The sequence below is a fragment of the Gordonia amarae NBRC 15530 genome (genome assembly GCF_000241345.1).
Lineage (GTDB): Bacteria > Actinomycetota > Actinomycetes > Mycobacteriales > Mycobacteriaceae > Gordonia > Gordonia amarae.
This window is the reverse complement of record NZ_BAED01000058.1, coordinates 19,678-37,582: the sequence shown is the minus strand read 5'-3', so window position 1 is coordinate 37,582 and position 17,905 is coordinate 19,678. Positions and strand designations below refer to the sequence as shown.

Annotated in this window: 16 protein-coding genes and 1 pseudogene; 9 read left to right on the top strand and 8 right to left on the bottom strand. The window is 67.5% G+C overall.

Translation table 11 applies throughout. From position 1 onward, the window contains the following. Positions 1-112: 112 nt before the first annotated feature. The gene (locus GOAMR_RS16045) at positions 113-1,546 is read right to left on the bottom strand and encodes an acetoacetate--CoA ligase (RefSeq protein WP_259064793.1); all 1,434 of its coding nucleotides are present in this window, start codon (positions 1,544-1,546) and stop codon (positions 113-115) included. Positions 1,547-1,637: 91 nt separating this feature from the next. Continuing rightward, a pseudogene (locus GOAMR_RS25765) lies at positions 1,638-2,084 on the bottom strand (acetyl-coenzyme A synthetase N-terminal domain-containing protein); the annotation flags it as partial. Positions 2,085-2,302: 218 nt separating this feature from the next. Here GOAMR_RS25765 and GOAMR_RS16040 point away from each other — a divergent pair. The 4 genes from GOAMR_RS16040 to GOAMR_RS16025 all read left to right on the top strand — a co-directional run bounded on the left by GOAMR_RS16040 (position 2,303) and on the right by GOAMR_RS16025 (position 5,758). Then, entirely contained in the window at positions 2,303-3,013 is a 711-nt protein-coding gene (locus GOAMR_RS16040; RefSeq protein ID WP_005190110.1) for a response regulator transcription factor, read from the top strand. After that, on the top strand, positions 3,010-4,710 hold the full coding sequence (locus tag GOAMR_RS16035; protein WP_040515543.1) for a sensor histidine kinase: 1,701 nt from the start codon (positions 3,010-3,012) through the stop codon (positions 4,708-4,710). Before GOAMR_RS16040 ends, GOAMR_RS16035 begins: the two co-directional genes overlap by 4 nt. Beyond that, positions 4,707-5,126 carry a pyridoxamine 5'-phosphate oxidase family protein gene (locus tag GOAMR_RS16030; RefSeq protein ID WP_005190104.1) on the top strand — a complete coding sequence of 140 codons (420 nt, stop codon included), beginning with the start codon at positions 4,707-4,709 and terminating at the stop codon, positions 5,124-5,126. The genes GOAMR_RS16035 and GOAMR_RS16030 overlap by 4 nt, the downstream gene beginning before the upstream one ends. 284 nt (positions 5,127-5,410) lie before the next feature. Next, entirely contained in the window at positions 5,411-5,758 is a 348-nt protein-coding gene (locus GOAMR_RS16025; RefSeq protein WP_138943774.1) for a hypothetical protein, read from the top strand. A gap of 253 nt (positions 5,759-6,011) precedes the next feature. On the opposite strand, the gene GOAMR_RS16020 is transcribed toward GOAMR_RS16025, so the two are convergent. The 4 genes from GOAMR_RS16020 to GOAMR_RS16005 form a co-directional block, all read right to left on the bottom strand. After that, positions 6,012-6,938: a vWA domain-containing protein gene (locus GOAMR_RS16020; protein WP_005190100.1), complete on the bottom strand. Its 927-nt coding sequence runs from the start codon at positions 6,936-6,938 to the stop codon at positions 6,012-6,014. Positions 6,939-7,007: 69 nt separating this feature from the next. Then, a complete protein-coding gene (locus GOAMR_RS16015; RefSeq protein ID WP_005190098.1) occupies positions 7,008-7,976 on the bottom strand; it encodes an AAA family ATPase in 969 nt (322 codons plus the stop codon). Continuing rightward, a complete protein-coding gene (locus GOAMR_RS16010; protein WP_005190095.1) occupies positions 7,973-8,827 on the bottom strand; it encodes a mycofactocin-coupled SDR family oxidoreductase in 855 nt (284 codons plus the stop codon). The genes GOAMR_RS16015 and GOAMR_RS16010 overlap by 4 nt, the downstream gene beginning before the upstream one ends. Positions 8,828-8,879: 52 nt before the next feature. Next, entirely contained in the window at positions 8,880-9,707 is an 828-nt protein-coding gene (locus tag GOAMR_RS16005) for a mycofactocin-coupled SDR family oxidoreductase (protein WP_005190092.1), read from the bottom strand. 140 nt (positions 9,708-9,847) lie between these two features. On the opposite strand from GOAMR_RS16005, the gene GOAMR_RS16000 reads away from it, so the two are divergent. The 3 genes from GOAMR_RS16000 to GOAMR_RS15990 all read left to right on the top strand — a co-directional run bounded on the left by GOAMR_RS16000 (position 9,848) and on the right by GOAMR_RS15990 (position 13,042). After that, a complete protein-coding gene (locus GOAMR_RS16000) occupies positions 9,848-10,465 on the top strand; it encodes an acyl-CoA-like ligand-binding transcription factor (protein WP_005190089.1) in 618 nt (205 codons plus the stop codon). Positions 10,466-10,547: 82 nt separating this feature from the next. Beyond that, positions 10,548-11,723 (top strand): CoA transferase, encoded by a 1,176-nt coding sequence (locus GOAMR_RS15995; protein WP_005190087.1) that lies wholly within the window; start codon positions 10,548-10,550, stop codon positions 11,721-11,723. After that, complete coding sequence (locus tag GOAMR_RS15990; RefSeq protein ID WP_005190084.1) at positions 11,723-13,042, top strand: amidohydrolase family protein; 1,320 nt, start codon at positions 11,723-11,725, stop codon at positions 13,040-13,042. Before GOAMR_RS15995 ends, GOAMR_RS15990 begins: the two co-directional genes overlap by 1 nt. Before the next feature lie 33 nt (positions 13,043-13,075). Here GOAMR_RS15990 and GOAMR_RS15985 read toward each other — a convergent pair whose 3' ends face one another. Next, positions 13,076-13,912 carry an alpha/beta fold hydrolase gene (locus GOAMR_RS15985; RefSeq protein WP_005190082.1) on the bottom strand — a complete coding sequence of 279 codons (837 nt, stop codon included), beginning with the start codon at positions 13,910-13,912 and terminating at the stop codon, positions 13,076-13,078. After that, positions 13,912-15,573: an AMP-binding protein gene (locus GOAMR_RS15980; RefSeq protein ID WP_005190079.1), complete on the bottom strand. Its 1,662-nt coding sequence runs from the start codon at positions 15,571-15,573 to the stop codon at positions 13,912-13,914. Before GOAMR_RS15980 ends, GOAMR_RS15985 begins: the two co-directional genes overlap by 1 nt. Positions 15,574-15,836: 263 nt before the next feature. Here GOAMR_RS15980 and GOAMR_RS15975 point away from each other — a divergent pair, with 263 nt between their 5' ends. Together GOAMR_RS15975 and GOAMR_RS15970 are read left to right on the top strand one after the other, a co-directional pair. Then, entirely contained in the window at positions 15,837-17,069 is a 1,233-nt protein-coding gene (locus GOAMR_RS15975; RefSeq protein WP_005190076.1) for a cytochrome P450, read from the top strand. Beyond that, complete coding sequence (locus tag GOAMR_RS15970; protein WP_005190073.1) at positions 17,066-17,902, top strand: enoyl-CoA hydratase-related protein; 837 nt, start codon at positions 17,066-17,068, stop codon at positions 17,900-17,902. The genes GOAMR_RS15975 and GOAMR_RS15970 overlap by 4 nt, the downstream gene beginning before the upstream one ends. Positions 17,903-17,905: the final 3 nt, after the last annotated feature.

Genomic DNA, 17,905 nt, shown 5'->3' with positions numbered 1-17,905 from the left:
GGAGATCATGCCGAAGGTCAACGCCATCTGAAATCCTCTGCGTCGCAGTAGTATAACGAAACAGTTCGGCCGGTCGGTGACACACCGACCGGCCGAACTGTTTCGGTGAGGCCTATTCGCCGGATTCGGTCGGCCCGAACCGCGCAGCCGCGAACTGGGCGAACCAGTCCAGGACGCCGGGGTTATCGACCGATGCGGTGCTGGCGGCCTCGTCGAGCGCACGGCCCATCAGCAGTTTCTTGACCGGAACCTCCAGGCGTTTGCCGTTGATGGTGTGCGGAATCGCCGGTGCCGCGACGATCTCGTCGGGCACATGCCGCGGCGACAGTCGTGAGCGCAACTCTGTTGTGATTCGTTGTCGCAGAGCGTCATCGACGGAACCATCGGCGGCCGTAACGACGAACAGGCCGAGCCAGTACTCGTCGCCGGGCCGGTCGATACCGATCACGAGGGTTTCGGCGACTCCGTCCATGCCGTCGAGCACATCATAGAAGTCGCCGGTCCCCATCCGGATTCCCTGCCGATTCAGCGTCGAATCGGATCGGCCATGGATGGTCAGACTGCCGTCGGTATGAAAGGTCACCCAGTCCCCGTGCCGCCACACGCCGGGCCACGTGTCGAAGTACGCGTCACGGTAGCGACTGCCGTAGGTGTCGTTCCACAGCGATACCGGCATCGAGGGCATGGGCTTGGTGATGACGAGATCACCCATCTCCTCGACCACCGGTGTGCCGTCCGGGCGCCATGCCGCACAGTCGACGCCGGCGAGTCGTCCGCCGATCCGTCCCGGCCGCACCGGTGCATACGAGTTGCCGCCGACGAACGAACCCGAGATGTCGGTGCCTCCGCTGGTCGAGTCGACGCACACATCGCCGCCGACCTGCTCAAGTATCCAGTGGTATCCCGATGAGGGGAGCGCGGAGCCGCTGACCATGACGTGACGCAACCTGCTCAGGTCGTACCGTTCGCGTGGCGGCACCTCGGTGGCCGACGACGCCGAGACCACGGCCGCGCCCAGCAGCATCACGTCGGTGCGGGTGCGGGCCGTAACCTCCCAGATCGCGTCGACCGGCGACAGGGGGCTGCCCTCGTACACCACGATGCCCGCACCCTGGGTGAGCGCTCCGAGTTCGATGTTCCACAACGCCCAGCCTGTCGAGGTCGCCGAGAACAGCCGCTCACCGGGCCGCAACCCGGCGTACAGGCCGGACCATTTGAGCCCTTCGAGAGTGATCCCGCCATGGCTGTGCACCAGACCTTTCGGCAGGCCCGTTGTTCCCGAGGTGAACAACACCCACAACGGATGGGAGAACTCCACCTGCTCGAACTCCGGCGCAGCTCCGGTGGCCAGCACCTCGTCCCACGGGGTCGTCCCGTCGGGTCCGGGCCTGTCGAACGCGTAAGGCACGTGCACGACATGACGCACGGAGGTCAGCCTGTCGCGCAACTGCGCCACCACGTCGGCGCGGTCGTGGACCTTGCCGTTCCAGTGGTAGCCGTCGATCGCGATGAGCACCGTCGGTTCGAGCTGGGCGAGCCGGTCGATGGTGCCGTCCGGCCCGAAGTCGGGTGAACAAACATGCCCACGTCGCGCCCACGGCCGCGGTGGCCAGCACCCCGATCACCGCGTGCTCGGTGTTGGGCAGGTAGGCGGCCACCGGGTCGCCGGGCCGTACTCCCGCTCCGCGGAGCCAACCTGCCATGGCGGCGACCTGCTCGCGCAGTTCCGCGAAGGTGATCTCGTGAGCGGGGTGGCCGCCCTCTTGCACACAGATCAGGGCGGCGTCGCCGTCGCGGCCGCGGCGCAGCATGTGTTCGGCCCAGTTGAGCCTGGCGCCGGGAAACCATCGTGCGTCCGGCATCGGATCGTCGGTGAGGACGCGGTTCGCGGGTGCCGAGAACCCGACGTCGTAGTAGTCGACGATCGACGACCAGAACCCGGTGAGGTCGGTGACCGACCATTGCCACAGGGCTGTGTGGTCGGGGTACTCCCTGCCTTCGCGCCGCTCCAGCCAATCGAGATAGTGGCGCAGTGGGGACTGCCGGATCCTGTCGGCGGACGGCTGCCAGATCACTTCGGACATAGAATGATTCACCGCCTGCCGGCGTAGACATCTGTTCGCATGCTTCCACGGTATGGTCACCGGCCGACAGTGGGTACCGCCTCGCGAGACGTTGATGAAGTGTTGAGAAAATCCGCGCCGGTTGCGTCCCCGGACGACGCCGATCGTCGCTACGCTCGAATGCAGGCGCGGGCCCGACAACGGAGTGGCCCGCATACCCGATGCAGGATCGCACGAACATGAGCGTCGCGTCACCCGGCCGATCGCAGGTTCTCGTCATCGACGACGAGAACACCCGCACGGTCGTCCAGTGGCAGCTCAACGATGCCGGTTTCCAGGTGGCTCAGGCCGCCGACGGCCACGGGGGGCTGGCGTTCATGGCCTCCGAGGTGCCGCTGCTCGTGGTGCTGGACCTGTCGCTGCCCCGGCTCGGAGGCCTCGATGTACTCCGCGAGATCCGGACGGGCAAGGCGAACGTGCCGGCCGACCTGCCCGTCATCATTCTGTCCGGCCGCAGCGGTGAGACGGACCGCATCGTCGGCCTCGATCTCGGCGCCGATGACTATCTGATCAAACCGTTCTCACCCGGTGAACTCGCCGCACGGGTCCGGTCGTTGCTGCGCCGTGCCGGGGCGGCCGCGCCCGCACAGCTCAGCGCCGGACCCGTCACCGTCGATCCCGGCAGTCGCGAGGTGAGGGTCGAGGAGGTCGTCGTCGAACTCACTGCCAAGGAATTCGACCTGCTCGTCCACTTCCTGCGGCACCCCCGCCAGGTGTTCTCCCGTACCCAGCTACTGGAGGCGGTGTGGCTGTCGCCGGCGTGGCTCGGCCAGGCGACCGTCACCGAACGCGTGCACCGGCTTCGCGCCAAACTGGGGCGCCACACCACGGTCCCGCTGATCCGCACAGTCCGCGGTGTCGGCTACCAGTTCGACGCGGGGTGCGGATGAGCGGCGGAACCTGGCGCCGGGCCGGGCCGTCGCCGGCCACCGAGCTGCATCCCGACGACGCGTCGACCTTGCTGGAACGGCAGATGGATGTACTCGAATTACTTTCTGCCGCAGCACCGTTGCGGGAAGTGCTCACGGCCATCATCGCCAGCCTCGAACAGATGATGCCGGGTGCCCGTTGTTCGGTTCTCACCATCGATGCCGGCGACGGGACGCTGCGGCACGGCGCCGCACCGAGCCTGTGCCCCGCGTACCTGCGGGCCATCGACGGCCTGCGTCCCGGACCGTCCGCCGGATCTTGCGGCACGGCCGTCCACGAAGGACACGCCGTTCTCATTCCCGACATCCGCATCGACGACCGCTGGTCGGACTTCCGGGACGCCGCGCTCGACTGCGGGCTCGTCGCCTGCTGGTCGACCCCCATCCGCGGTCCCGGCGGCCACATCGTGGGCACGTTCGCCGTGTATCACGGCTACCCGCACGAGCCGTCCGACCGGGAACGACGGCTGGTGGACCGGTTCACCGACATCGCCTCGGTGGCGATCGAGCACAGCAGGCTGATCGACGAGGTGGTGGAAAGCGAGGAACTGTTCCGGAGGTCGTTCGAGGACAATCCGGCCGGGGAAGTGCTGTGCGATCTGAATCGTCGGGTGGAACGGGCCAATGCCGCGTTCTGCGCGTTGAGCGGGTATCCGGCCGAGAAACTGATCGGCACGTCCATCGGGTCGGTGCTGTGTCTGAGCGCGGACACCGAGGCGCGGATCCAGCTGATGCTCACCGCGGGTGGCGCGTGCGTGACCAGGCAATCGGTCGTGATCACCGCCGACGGTTCGGAGTGTCCCGTCGAGGCGACGGTCTCGGTGATCCGGGACCGGAATGGGTCGCCGGCCCGGTTGGCATTCAACGTGCTCGACCTGACGGAGCGGCTGGCCGCCGAGGCACACAGGCAGGCGCACCGTGAGGCCGATGTCGCCCGGCAGATCGCCGAGGAGCACAGCAGGGCGAAGTCGGCACTTCTCACGTCCGTCAGTCACGAGATCCGCACACCTCTGCAGGCCATCCGGGGATTCACGGAACTGCTGGCGACCCTGGAACTCGGGGAGGAACGACGCCACGAGGCGCTGTCGCGGATCAATACCGCCGCCGACCACCTGCTCGGACTGGTGACCGATGTGCTCGATATCAGTCGCGCCGAGGCCAACGCCCTGCCATTGCGTCCCGAGCGGGTCGAACTTGCGGGCAGTATCGACGAGGTGGTGGACCTGACGTCGGAACTGGCGGCCGAGCGGGCAGTGTGTGTGCGGAGCCGGCTCGACGACGACGAATGGGTGCTCGCCGACCCGGACCGGCTGCGTCAGGTGCTGTTCAACCTCATCGGCAACGCCATCCGGCATGGGCGACGGCGCGGGACCGTCATGATCACCTCATCCGCGACCGACACCGACGTGCTCGTGGCGATCGCCGACGACGGTCCCGGCATCCCGGAGGACCTCCTCGACCGCATCTTCACCCCGTTCACCCGCGGTATCGACGCCGCGTCCGAACCCGTCGACGGATACGGCCTCGGCCTCATGCTCAGCCACGGGCTGGCCTCCGCCATGGGCGGTGACCTGTCCGCCGGGAACGCCGACTCCGGCGGCGCCGTCTTCACCCTGCGGCTGCCACGGGCGGTGGACATCAGGAGTCGGGGACGGTGAGGCTCTCTGCCGAGCGGGCACGTGAGCGACTCGTCGCACACGATCACGGGGTGCTGGCGACGGTGCACCCCGTCCGCGGGGTGGATGCGGTGCCGGTGGTCTATGCCGTGGACGATGACGGTTACCTCGGGATTCCGGTGGACCGGGTAAAACCCAAGGCGTCGACGCGATTACAGCGCGAGCGGAATCTGGAGGCCGACCCGCGAGCCACCTTGCTCGTCGACCATTGGGATCCCCGGGACTGGTCGCGGCTGTGGTGGGTGCGCGCGGAGCTGCTCCGGGAGATGGACGCCGGTGTCCGGGCGGACCGGCTCGCCGACTTGCTGGCGCAGCGCTACCGGCAGTACGAGGACCGCCCTTTCGTGACGGTGCTGGTGCTGCGGATCCAGAACCTCACCGGGTGGCGGGCCCGGTGACCACGGCTCGCATTGCCGCCCGGTTGACGTCACCGCCGTTGGCCGGGCATAGTTGGTGACGTAGCCGGTGACATCGCGGTGGCATCGGAAGTGAACCCCAGGAGATCCTGCCGGACGACAGGGCCTGGGGTTTCGCGTTTCTAGGATTCCACTTCGCACATCGTGATCTGTGTGGAAAGTTTCTCGTAGTGGGTGCTGTCTCCACATCTGTGTCGCGTGATAACGCCGCAGCAGGCATCCGGCACCCACAGCAGCGGATCAAACGGCCCTCTCGCGTGGTCGATATGAAACGGACCGGAGAGACGTCGGCTCTGCCGGAGGTGCTCAACTGCCTGTGCGTCGCGCCTGTCGTCCGCTCGCCCGCGGGATTCGGCGATGACGCGGGTCACTCCGAGCTCGGCCAACTCGGGGACCAGTCGGCCAAGACACAGGCGCCGTTGGCGTTCCGGTCGTATGTCGATGTCGGGCGCGCAGTGAACAACGACGAAATGCTCGACGCCCAGCGCCGCGATCGCCTCAACAATCAGGGCGTGGCGGCTGGCATCATCGCGCCAGTGCAGCTTCTTCTGACCTGGCAGCAGCAGCGCTTGCATCGCGGCGCGTGCACCTTCCTCTTTGCCGTTTTCGACTAGGGCCGCGCTCAACATGTAGGTCCCGGGGTCACGCCGCATATCGGAGCCTGACTCATCGACCCACGCTGTGAACATCCGGACCCGCACACGGCCCGCCTTGCCGACCTGCTGGCACAGCGGTATGCGCAGTATGCCGACCGGCCGTTCGCGGCGGTGCTGGTGCTGCGGATCCAGAACCTCACCGGCTGGGAGGCGGTGCCATAGCGCCGCGCCGAATCGGGTACACCGGTGGGCGAGCGATGCCCTCGTGCGCCTACGGGGCGAAGATCCGGTGCAGGGCCGGGGCGACATCGCGGTAACCCGTGACCGGCAGGCACCGGCCGTGGCCGACGGCGGCGAGATCACGGCCGAGGTCGAGGTCGTGTTCGCCGGAGACGTCGATCAGCACATCGAGCCGGGGGAGCATCGCGGCGATCGTTCGCGGATCGGGGCCCGCGTTGTGCACACAGTCACTCAGCAGCAGAACCCGGGAGTCGGCGGTCCGGGTGCCCCGCAGTTCGTCGGCAGCCACACCGAGCGCGAACGACACATTCGTCAGACCCTGTGCGGGCAGCGCGAGCAGCCGGTCGACGACGGTGTCGGGCCGGATATGTTCGCCGAGCGGGCTGACCAGCGCCGCAGCCGACCAGAACGCCACGATACCCACCGCGTCGCGGGTCAGTTCCCCGCTGACCGCTCCCGCGGTGGCCGCAGCGGTCCGCACCTGTTCGCCGCGGGCCGACCCGGACACGTCAACGACCAGGATGATGTTGCGGCGGCGCCGAACTCGCTGCCGTACCAGGATGTCGTCGTCGGTCGGCAATGGTTCGGCGGCGATCGCCTCCAAGGTGCGGTCGAGGTCGATCTCGTCGGAATCACCACGCCACCGGCGGGTGACCAGTGTCCCGGAGGCCGACCGGGGTGCCTTGCGCGGGCCGAGAACCGAGGCAAGAGCGAGTGTGCGGGCGATCAGCCGGGCCCGTGCCCGGGCGTTCTCGTCGACCTCGGGCGGCGGCGGGGAGTCCAGGTCACCGGTCTCGTCGGTGACACCGGCGGCGCCGCGCGACCCGGGGCGCTCCCCGAACGCGGCGGTCCGCCGGTCCCGGCGACTGTCCGCAAGGACATACCCACCGCCCGATGACGCGATCAGCAGATCGGGTTCGGTGTCGAGCTGTTTGGGTTTGCGCCGGAACGGGCGCAAGGTTCCGGGCGATCGGGGAAGGTGCTTCCCGGCCGGCCGCGTCAGTGGGGAGTCGGCCTCGGCGGTTCTTCAACCCGGTTTCGCCGCAGCGGGATTCAGTGCGAAGTGGTCTTCCCAGATCTCCGTGAGCACGCCCTCCGGTGTGGTGAACGCGGTGTCGTCGAGGTGAATCCGGCCCGACAGGGCCACCGTCATCGCATCGAGGAACGTGGCGGTGTAGTCGGTGGGCAGATCCCGTGGCGGCTCGACGGTGCCGGCCGCCGGAATCTCGATGCGGTGCATCGCGCAGAGCTGCTCGGTGAGCAAGGCGAGATCGATGGCGCCGCGCACACTGCTTCCCTGCCTGATGGCGTCGTGTTCGCGGGTGGCGCGGGTGACGGCGACGGCATCGGCGACGATGCGTACCGGTGCCGATTCCGCATGCCGGGCAACGATATCGCGTTCGGCAGCCGCGTCCTGATAGTCGACGACGAGACGGCACATCCGGTCGTGCACCGAGATGGACAGCCTCGTGGTGCCCACATTGTCGTAGGGGTTCATCGATGCCACCACCCGGAAGGTCGGCGCGGCGACGACGCTGCCCACACGGGGTACCGTCACCACTCGTTCGGCCATCGCGGTCAGCAGCGTGTCGATGGTGTCCTCGGGTGCACGATTGAACTCCTCCACATACAGGAACCCGCCGCCGCGCATCGCCTGCAGCAGAGGGCCGTCGACGAAGTTGTCGGCGCTGTAATCCTCGCGCAGAACCCGAGATGGGTTATGGTGCCCCACAAGTCGACTCGGGGTCAGGTCCGCGTTGCCCTCGACCAGGACCAACGGGATGCTCCATTCGGCGGTGATCGCACGCAGCAGGGTCGATTTCGATGTGCCGGGCGGACCTTCGAGGATCAGGTCGCGGCCGGTGACGACAGCGGCCATGACCAGATCGAGCTCGCGTTCACGGCCGACGACCTGCGCCGCGACCCGTTCACGGATCGCGGCGAGATCGGTCAGTGATTGCGAATGGGGTGTCGATCGCGAATGGGGCGTCGTCACTTCACCGGGTCCTGGTTGACGCCGGTGAGCAGCATGTGCCCCGCGTCGACCGGGATGGTGACGCCGGTGACATTCTCGGCCAGAGCCGAATTGAGATACACGGCGGTGTCGGCGATGGCCTCGGGCGGCAGGAACGTCTTGCCCTTGAGCGCGTGAAATCCGTACCCGCCCGCCAGCAGGTCGTCGTAGGTGCCGCCTTCGTGTCCGGCGAACATATCCCAGGCGGCCTGCTGATTGGTCATCGGAGTGAGAATCGCGCCGGGGTTGATGGAATTGCACCGGACACCGAACGGGGCGAGTTCGAGCGCGATGTTCTTCATCAGACCGATGACGCCGTGTTTGGCGGCCACATAGTGCGCGTACGCGGGGCCGGGTTCGAGCCCGTTCACCGACGAGGTGATGACGATCGACCCGGTTTGCCTCTCGATCATGTGTGGCGCCACCGCCTTTGCCGACTTCCACACACCGGTCAGGTTGATGTCGGTCATGTCGATCCAGGTTTCCTCGCTCATCTCCCAGAACGGGGCGCGGGTCCAGATGCCGGCGTTGGCGATCAGGATGTCGATCTTGCCGAACTCGGCGATCCCCGCGGCGACCACGGCATCGAGCTGGGACTGGTTGCGGACGTCGGCATCGAACGACAATGCCCGGCGGTCACACGCCTCCACCTGCCGGACGGTTTCGGCCATGTCCTCGGCGGTGGCCAGCGGATAGTCCACCGAGCCGATCGGTTCGGTGATATCGAGCAGGATCACGTCGGCGCCCTCCTGCGCCGACCGGACGGCATGTGCGCGGCCCTGGCCACGTGCGCCACCGGTGATGAGTGCGGTCTTTCCGTTCAGCAGGCCCATGATGACTCCTTTGTCGGTTCGGGAATGTTGCCGGTGAATACGGTTGGGGTGGTTACAGTCGCCCGCCCGCGTCGATGACGTGGGTGGTGCCGGTGACGTACCGGCCGTCGTCGGAGACCAGGTAGACGACTGCGTTGGAGATGTCGATGGGCTCGACCATCGAGACGGGCAGTATGTTCATGGTCGAGGCCGCCTCCTCGAAATCAGCGCGGGTCGGATTCTCCAGATCCGGCCGGAACAGTTTGTAGGTGGGCTCGTTGAGGATCATCTCCGTCGCGACCGTCGTCGGATGTAGCGTGTTCACCCGGATACTTTGTGGCCCCAGCTCTTTCGCCAATACGCGCATGAGCCCGACCAGGCCGTGTTTGGCTGCCGAGTAATGGGCGATGTTCTCATTGACCGTGATTGCGGCGAGCGAGCTGGTCAGCACCACCGATCCGCCACACCCACCGGCGACGATGTGCGGTACCGCGGCCCGGACGGTCTTCCAGACGCCGGTGAGGTTGATACCGATCATGGTGTCCCACGTCTGTTCATCCATCTCGAGGGTGGGCGCCATACTGTTGATCCCGGCGTTGGCCAGGACTATGTCGAGTCTGCCGAGCGCGGCGACACCGTCGTCGGCGACCTTGGTGAGTGCGGGCAGATCGCGTACGTCCGCCTCGGCGGCGATGATGCGCCGGTCGAGTGCCTCGACCTGCCGCACGGTCTCCTCCAGGTCGCCGGGCCGGGCGGTGTCGTAAGGGACGGTGTCGACCTGCGAGGTGATGTCGACCGCGATGATGTCGGCGCCCTCCTGGGCGAGCCGGACCGCGTGACTGCGGCCCTGGCCGCGGCCTGCTCCGGTGATGAAAGCGACTTTGCCGTCCAGTTTGCCCATTGTCAGGTGCTCCTTCGCTCGCTGATCGGTGATGGTGTGAGGATCCGGCACACATTTATGTGATGTGCGTCTCTTTCGAGGATATGTCACAGAGTGACAAAACCTCATGGGACTTTGGTCCGTAGTGGTGAGATAGATGGGTGCCTGATCTGACCGACGCGGACCACCGGCCGGGTGACGACCGCCCGAACAGCGGTGGCCGACCCGCGAGCACGAGCGCGCATGCACTGGCCGCCGTCGCGCAGCGACTGTTCCTCCGAGACGGATTCGACGAGACCAGCGTCGACGACATCGCCGCGGCGGTGGGTGTCAGCAGGCGTACGTTCTTCCGGTACTTCGCCACCAAGGCCGACGTCGTGTGGGTGGAATCGACGACCGAACTCGCCGCCTTCCAACGGTCGCTCGCCGCGTCGGCGCCGGACGGCGACCCGGTAGCGGCCGTGGCCTCCGCGTTCATCGCAGCCCTCGACTACGGGCCTGACGATATCGAATGGGAAAGGCAGCGAGCAGAACTCGTGTTGCGCTCGCCTGCGGTTCAGGCGCAGGCCAACGCGGTCTACCGGAATTGGCGCCGCGTCATCGCCGAGTTCGTGGCGGCCCGGCGGGGCGAGCCGGAGACCGCGGACTTTCCGCTGGCCGTCGGCCATGCGGTGATCGCCGGTTCGGCCGCGGCTCATGAACTGTGGCTCAGCGAGCCGGCCACCGAACTCGCCGATTGCCTACGGCGGATGTTCACGCTGATGCTTCCGCGGATGTGACACAGTGGTGCGTAGGTAGTTGCCTGCGGGGCCGTGCTGTGCTTGTGGAGGATCGTGTGGTGAGAGAGTCGGCGGGACGTCGATGAATCCAGGCACCGAACACGACTGGGCAGCGAGCGGAGTGGTCGCACTGACCGGTCACGCCGCGCGCCCGATCGTGCCGCCCGGGAGTGCGGCGTCGTGGGCCCGGCATTGTGCGGACATCCTGCGAACGGTATCCGGCGGAGTGATCGATGTCGACGGTGCGGTGCTGCTGGGGGAGCGGGCGGCGTTCACCGGTATGACCCGGGCCGGCCGGATCGCGCCCGGTGGTCACACCCGACTGTTGCTCACGGCCGACGGCTGGGCGGCGCTGTCGTGTTCGCGGCCCGACGATCCGGTCCTGTACGGCGCACTCATCTCCGGCGATATCGACGCCGATGATCCGTGGCCGCAACTTGAGCATTGGCTGGCGGCACACCCCGGAGCCGAACTCGATGAGCGCGCCGAACTCCTCGGCCTCGCAGCCCATTCGGTGTCCTCACCGCCGCGAACGCCGGTACGACTGCGCGGAGGAAGATCACCGAAAGGGTTGCGGGTGGTGGACTTCAGCGCCCTGTGGGCGGGGCCGCTGTGTGCCCAGCTGCTGGGGCTCGGGGGTGCCGAGGTCATCAAGGTGGAGACCACCACCCGGCCCGACGGCGCGCGGCGCGGCAACCGGGAGTTCTACGACCTCCTGCACGCCGGTCATCGGAGCGTCGTCTTCGACCCCGCCGACCCGGCCGACCGTCGCAGGCTCACCGAACTGGTGGCATCGGCGGACATCGTGATCGAGGCATCGCGGCCAAGGGCGCTGCGCGGCTTCGGGATCGACGCGGACGAGGTGGCGGCGTCGGGTGCGACGTGGATATCGATCACCGCCTTCGGCCGCGACTCCCACCGGATCGGGTTCGGCGACGACGTCGCCGCGGCGGCGGGTCTGGTGGCGTTTGATGACGCAGGCGATCCGGTCTTCTGCGGCGATGCCATCGCCGATCCGCTCACCGGGCTCACCGCGGCGGTCCTCGCTCTCGGTGAACCTGGTGTGGTGCATGATCTTTCGATGGCCAAGACGGTGGCGTCGACGCTGACGGGGGAACGGTCCGCCGCCTGCGTGCGATCCGGAGACGAGTGGGTCACGCCCACCGGGTACGCCGTCGCCGCGCCGAGATCGCGTGTGCCCGGCGGAACAGCACCGGCGTCCGGCGCGGATACCGACTCGGTGTTCGGGGAGCTGTGATGCTGCTGACGAATGTGGTCGTCGATGGTGCGATGACACGTATCCGTGTGGCCGGCAGCACGATCGAAGCGATCGATCCGGACCTGAGGCGGACCGTGAGGGAGCGGGTCGTCGACTGCGAAGGCGGAACGGCGGAGCCCGGCTACACCGACCACCACCTGCACCTGCATGCCCTCGCGGCAGTGCGGCGATCGGTGAAATGCGGTCCGCCTGAGGTTGTCGACGGCGCGGGGTTCGCGTCCGCGCTGGCGGGTGCGACCGCCGACGACAACGGCTGGGTCCGGGGAATCGGGTACGCCGAAACCGTTGCCGGTGACCTGGATTCAACCACCTTGGACCGGATGTACGCCGATCGTCCGGTGCGGATCTCCCACCGCAGCGGCGCGATGTGGATGGTCAACGGTCTCGGTGCCCGGCTCCTCGGCCTCGACACCGCCCACCACGCCGGTATCGAACGACGGTCCGATGGCACCGCCACCGGCCGCATCTTCCGCGCCGACGACTGGCTGCGAGAACGGCTGCCCACCACAGGATTTCCCGACCTCGCCGCCGTCGGGGCCGAACTGTTGTCTCTCGGCATCACCTCGGTCACCGACGCCACCCCCGACCTCGACGACACCGCCCTCGCCCACCTGCGGTCGGCGGTGGCCGCCGGTGCGATCCCGCAGCGCGTCCACCTGCTCGGGGTTCCGTTGGGCCGCACCATCACCGAACCCCGGATAACGACGGGGCCGTACAAGATCGTCGTCGCCGACTCCGGTTTGCCCGACCTCGACGACCTGACCGAACGCATCCGTGCCGCCCACGACGCCGGCCGCGCCGTCGCCGTCCACTGCGTCACCCGCGAGGCCCTGATCCTCACGCTCGCCGCCCTCGACGATGCCGGCCCGACCGGAGCCGACCGCATCGAGCATGCCGCGATCGTCCCACCCGACCTCATCGACGACCTGGTCCGCCTTCGCGTCACCGTGGTCACCCAGCCCGGTTTCCTCGCCGACCGCGGCCACGACTACCTCCGCGACGTCGACCCATCCGATCGCGAGAACCTCTACCGCTGCGCCAGTCTCATCGAAGCGGGGGTTCCGGTGGCCCTGTCGAGCGACGCCCCCTACGGCCCGCTGGACCCGGCCGCGATCATCGACGCCGCGGTCACCCGGCGGGTCCCCGGCGGCCAGATCGCCGGCCCATCGGAACGATTGACCGCGGCGGAAGCCGTGGGCCTTCTCCGAACGCCGGTGAACGGATCGCCGGCCGACTTCGTCATCCGGGACGGCTCAGGTGCGACGCTCGCCGTGGTCGCGGGCGAGATGGTCCGGTGACCTTTCGGTGCATGCCGTGACCACCTCGGACCCTCAGCCGCGCACCCGATCCAGGATGGCGTCGGCGATCTCGGCGGGGTGGATTTCGGGGAGCCAGTGGTTGGCGCCGGCGATGATCCGGAACTCGTACGGGGCGTCGACCCAGCGGCCGCTGTGCCGGGCACCGTAGCGGCTGAGGTAGAAATCGCCGTCACTCCACACGTGGGTGGTGGGGACGCGGACGGTGCCGGGCGCGATGTCTTCCTTGGACCAGAACGGCAGTGCCCGGTACCAATTGAGGGCACCGGGCAGGGAGCCCGAGGCGATGATGTCGTCATAAAGCCGGTCCGCGGACTCTGCCGGCAGGCCGATGCGCGCCCGCGCGTCCGGGGATGCGAACGCCTTGCTGAGGAACACTTCCGGAAGTCGGGGGATGTTGATAAGGGCCGCATACCAGCTGCGGAAGATCTGGCCGTGCGGCATGGCGGCCCGGTAGGCAGACGGATGCGGAACCGACAGTGTGGTCAGGCTTTTCACCCTGTCGGGATGCTTGGCGGCGACCGACCATGCCACCATGGCGCCCCAGTCGTGTCCGACGAGATGGACAGGGCCGGCGCCGATCGCGTCGAACAGGGCGACCACGTCACCGGCCAGCGCACTCAGGGTGTAGTCGCGGCGCCGCCCGGGCCGGGCCCGGGGCGAGTAGCCGCGCTGGTCCGGTGCCAGTGTCCGGAACCCCTGTGCGTGCAGCAGCGGGGCGACGAGATCCCAGGCGGTGGCACGCTGCGGGAACCCGTGCAACAGCACGATCGGCGTGCCGTCGATCGGTCCCGCGTCGATGACGTCGAAAACGTAGTCGCCGTTGCGGTATTCGGTGATGCGGTCGGCCATCAGGCCACTGTATCCCGAGGAGGTGCCGGGACACCGGAGGGCGAGGCCGCGGCCCTGGCCCACCGGTAGTCGCCCTTGCCGTTGCCGAGGCGGCGCACCGCGTCGACGACCACGACCTCCTTGGGTACCTTGTACCCGGCCAGCTTGTCGCGGCAATACCGCTGCAGCTCACCCGATTCGACGGAGGCGACCAGCTCATCGTCACCGGAGGCCACGGCCACCACCTCCGAACCCCAACGCTCGCTGGGCCGCCCGACGACGAGGACGTCGTCGATGTGCTCGAAGGTGCGCAGTACCTCCTCGACCTCCTCGGCGAACACCTTCTCGCCACCGGTGTTGATGACCAGCGAATCCCTGCCGCGCAGCAACAATTTGCCGTCCTGGGAGATCCGCCCGCGGTCGCCGGACTGCACGACACGCACCCCGTCGACGGTGAGAAAGGTCTTGTTGGTGGCCTCGGGATCGGAGAAGTAGCCCAACGGCATCCGGCCCTGCCGCACCACCCAGCCGTCCTCGTCGGCGCCCGGTTCGAGGAAGCCGGTGAGGTCTTCGGAGGCGATGCGGGTGTCGGCGTGCGGCGTGAACCCGACGATCGTGGTGGTCTCGTCGTTCTCACTCGCGCCGAAGGCGACGTTGCCGGTTTCGGTGGAGCCGTACCCGTTGACCAGGATCACCCCGGGCAGGAGCTCGCGAAGCGTCTTCTGATGCTCGACGTTGAGCGGTGCACCGCCGGAGGCGACGGAGAACAGCGTCGACACGTCGTATTCGCCGCCGCGGATGCCGTCGATGAGGCCGACGGCGTAGGCGTCGCCGACCATCGTCATCAGGCCGATCTTCTCGCGTTCGATGGTGGCGAGCACCCGGTGCGGATCGAATTTGGTGCGGTCGTACAGTACAGCGGTCTGTCCGTTGAGGATTCCGGCGAACGCGGTGAGCAGACCGGCGGCATGCATGAGCGGCGACACCGCGAACCACGGCGCTCCGGCGTACTGCACCTTCTGATGGATCTCGTCGACGTGCTCGTGCACTCCGCCGTTCATCGACACCACATACTGGTCGCCCTGGCGCCACAGCACGCCCTTGGGGCGTCCGGTGGTGCCGCCGGTGCACATCATCACCACATCGTCGGGAGTGGCCTCGGGGAGGGTGCCGTCCCACGAGCGGCCCTGCGTCAAGGCATCGTCGAACTCAACGGCCCCGTCGATGGGGCCGGCCGGGGCCTGATCGTGAGTCTCATCAGGGATGGAGACGATCAGTTCGACAGTATCGGGCAGCGCGTCACCGAGCTTGGCCAGCAGCGACCGGTGCCCGATGACTCCGCGCGGTGCGACGTAGTCGAGCAGTTCCCGGATTTCGGCGGGCGTGTAGTGGTAGTTGACGTTGACCGGCACCACGCGTGCCTTGGAGCAGGCGATGAACGCGTCGGGGTACAGGTCGTTGTGCATGATCAGCGCGACCCGGTCCTGTCCGCACTCCCATGGCTGCAGGTCGGCGCGCTCGGTGTGGATGCCGAAGCCCTCGCTCACCAGGAACTTCGCCAGGGCGGTGGTGCGCTCGGAGGCCTCGCGGTAGGTGCTGCGCCGGTCGCCGCAGATGGTCATGAGCCGGTCGGGGATCGTGTCGGCGATGGCGTCGATGACGGTTCCCACGGTCCATTCCATGCGCTTGTACCTCCGCGAAGACGACGCGACGCCGGGCTGGACGTCGCTGTGATGGCAGTCATACTTCCGTGGCCTCGGCCGCACTGTCAAGCGTCCTTACTGTAATGACAACGGTTGTTCATCTGTGTGGACGTAAACAATCCCGTAAGCCTTGCGGTAAGATCGTCAGTCGACCTAGTGTGACGTAGAACCCAGCCCTCGCAGCCCATGTCCGACAGCTCATGTCCGACCGTGGTGCGCAGCACCAGGTGAAAGGCGGAACGATGACCACAGCAGAGGCGGTGCCGGCCGCCGTACTGGCCACCCCGGCAGCCTACAAGGATCCCGAGGCGCTGTACGCCGCCCTCGCGGCCGCGCGCCGCGACGACCCGGTCTCGCTGGTCGAGGTCGAGGGCTACACCCCGTTCTGGGCTGTCACCAGGTACGCCGACATCATCAAGGTCGAACGCGCCGCCAAGACGTTCACCAACTCCCCGCGCCCGGTGCTGATGACCGCCGAACAGGACCGACTGCAGCAGCAGGTCGGCATCGACACCCTGATCCACATGGACGGCGCCAAGCACCGGCAGTACCGCGCCATCGGCGTCAACTGGTTCAAGCCCAGCGCCCTGGCCCAGCTGCAGGAGCAGGTCAACGCGCTGGCCAAGCGCTTCGTCGACAAGCTGGCCGCGGCCGGCGGCGAATGCGACTTCGTGCAGACCGTCGGCGTCGACTACCCGCTGTACGTCATCATGTCGCTGCTCGGCATCCCCGAGGACGACTTCGCGTTCATGCTCAAACTCACCCAGGAACTCGTCGGCAATGACGATCCGGAACTGCAGCGTGGCACCAGCGACGAAGAGAACATGATGGCGATGCTCGACATGTTCGCCTACTTCCAGAAGCTCACCGAGAACCGCCGCGCCAACCCCACCGACGACCTCGCCTCGGCCATCGCCAACGCCACCGTCGACGGCGCCCCGCTCGACGACATCCAGACCGTCTCCTACTACGCGATCGTCGCCACCGCCGGCCACGACACCACCAGTAGCTCCATCACCGGTGGCCTGCAGGCGCTCATCGAAAATCCCGATCAGCTCGCCAAGCTGCGCGACAATCCCGACCTGATGCCGACGGCCGTCGAGGAGATGATCCGCTGGGTCACCCCGGTCAAGGAGTTCATGCGCACCGCTGCCGAGGACACCGAACTGCACGGCAAGACCATCAAGGCCGGAGATGCGGTGCTGTTGTCGTACGTGTCGGCCAACCGCGACGAGGACGCCTTCGACGATCCGTTCGCCTTCAATATCGAACGCGAACCCAACAAGCATCTGGCGTTCGGGCACGGCCTGCACTTCTGCCTCGGCGCACCGCTGGCCCGGATGGAGATCGCGGCCTTCTTCACCGAACTGCTCTCCCGCCTCGACCACATCGAACTCGCCGGGGAGCCGCAACTGACCGCGACCACGTTCGTCGGAGGCCTCAAACACCTCCCGATCCGCTACTCGCTGCGATGACGTCCACCGCAGACGCAGTCGGCTACGAACTCCGCGACAACGGCGTCGCGGTGCTCACCCTCAACCGCCCCGACCGGCTCAACGCCTGGGGGATGGACCTCGCCGTCCCGTTCTACCGGCTGATCGACGAGGCCGACGCCGACGAGGCGGTGCGCGTCATCGTCGTCACCGGTGCCGGCCGCGGTTTCTGCGCCGGCGCCGACCTCTCGGGTGGCGGTGCCACCAGCACCGAGTCGCTCGGCGACGATCTGGGCAATACCGACGAGAACGCGCTCGGTGCGATTCTGGGTGAGCGGCAACCGTATACCCTGACGGCGCTGCGCAAACCGGTCATCGCGGCCATCAACGGGCCGTGTATCGGATTCGGCTTCACCCTCGCGCTGATGTGCGATGTCCGCTTCGCCGCGGCGAGCGCCAAGTTCGGTGCCACCTTCGTCAGGCTGGGTCTTGTTGCCGAGCAAGGTATCTCGTGGATCCTGCCGCGGGTGGTGGGGGCCGCGCCCGCCGCGGACCTGCTGCTGTCGGGCCGTAAGTTCGACGCGGCCGAGGCCTCCCGGCTCGGTCTGGTGAAAGAAGTCGTCGACGACGCGGATTTACTGACTCGGGTCATCGAATACGCCGACGAACTGGCGACACGGTGTTCGCCGTGGGCGCTGGCGCAGATCAAGGGGCAGCTCTACGATGAGTCCGACCGCGCCGCCGTCGCCGCGACCACCGCGAAATCCGTTGAGCTGATGAATCTTTCGATCAAGCAGCCCGATGTCATCGAAGGCATCACCAGCTTCTTCGAGAAACGGGATCCGCAATTCCCGCCCCTGAAAGCCGACGGCTGACGC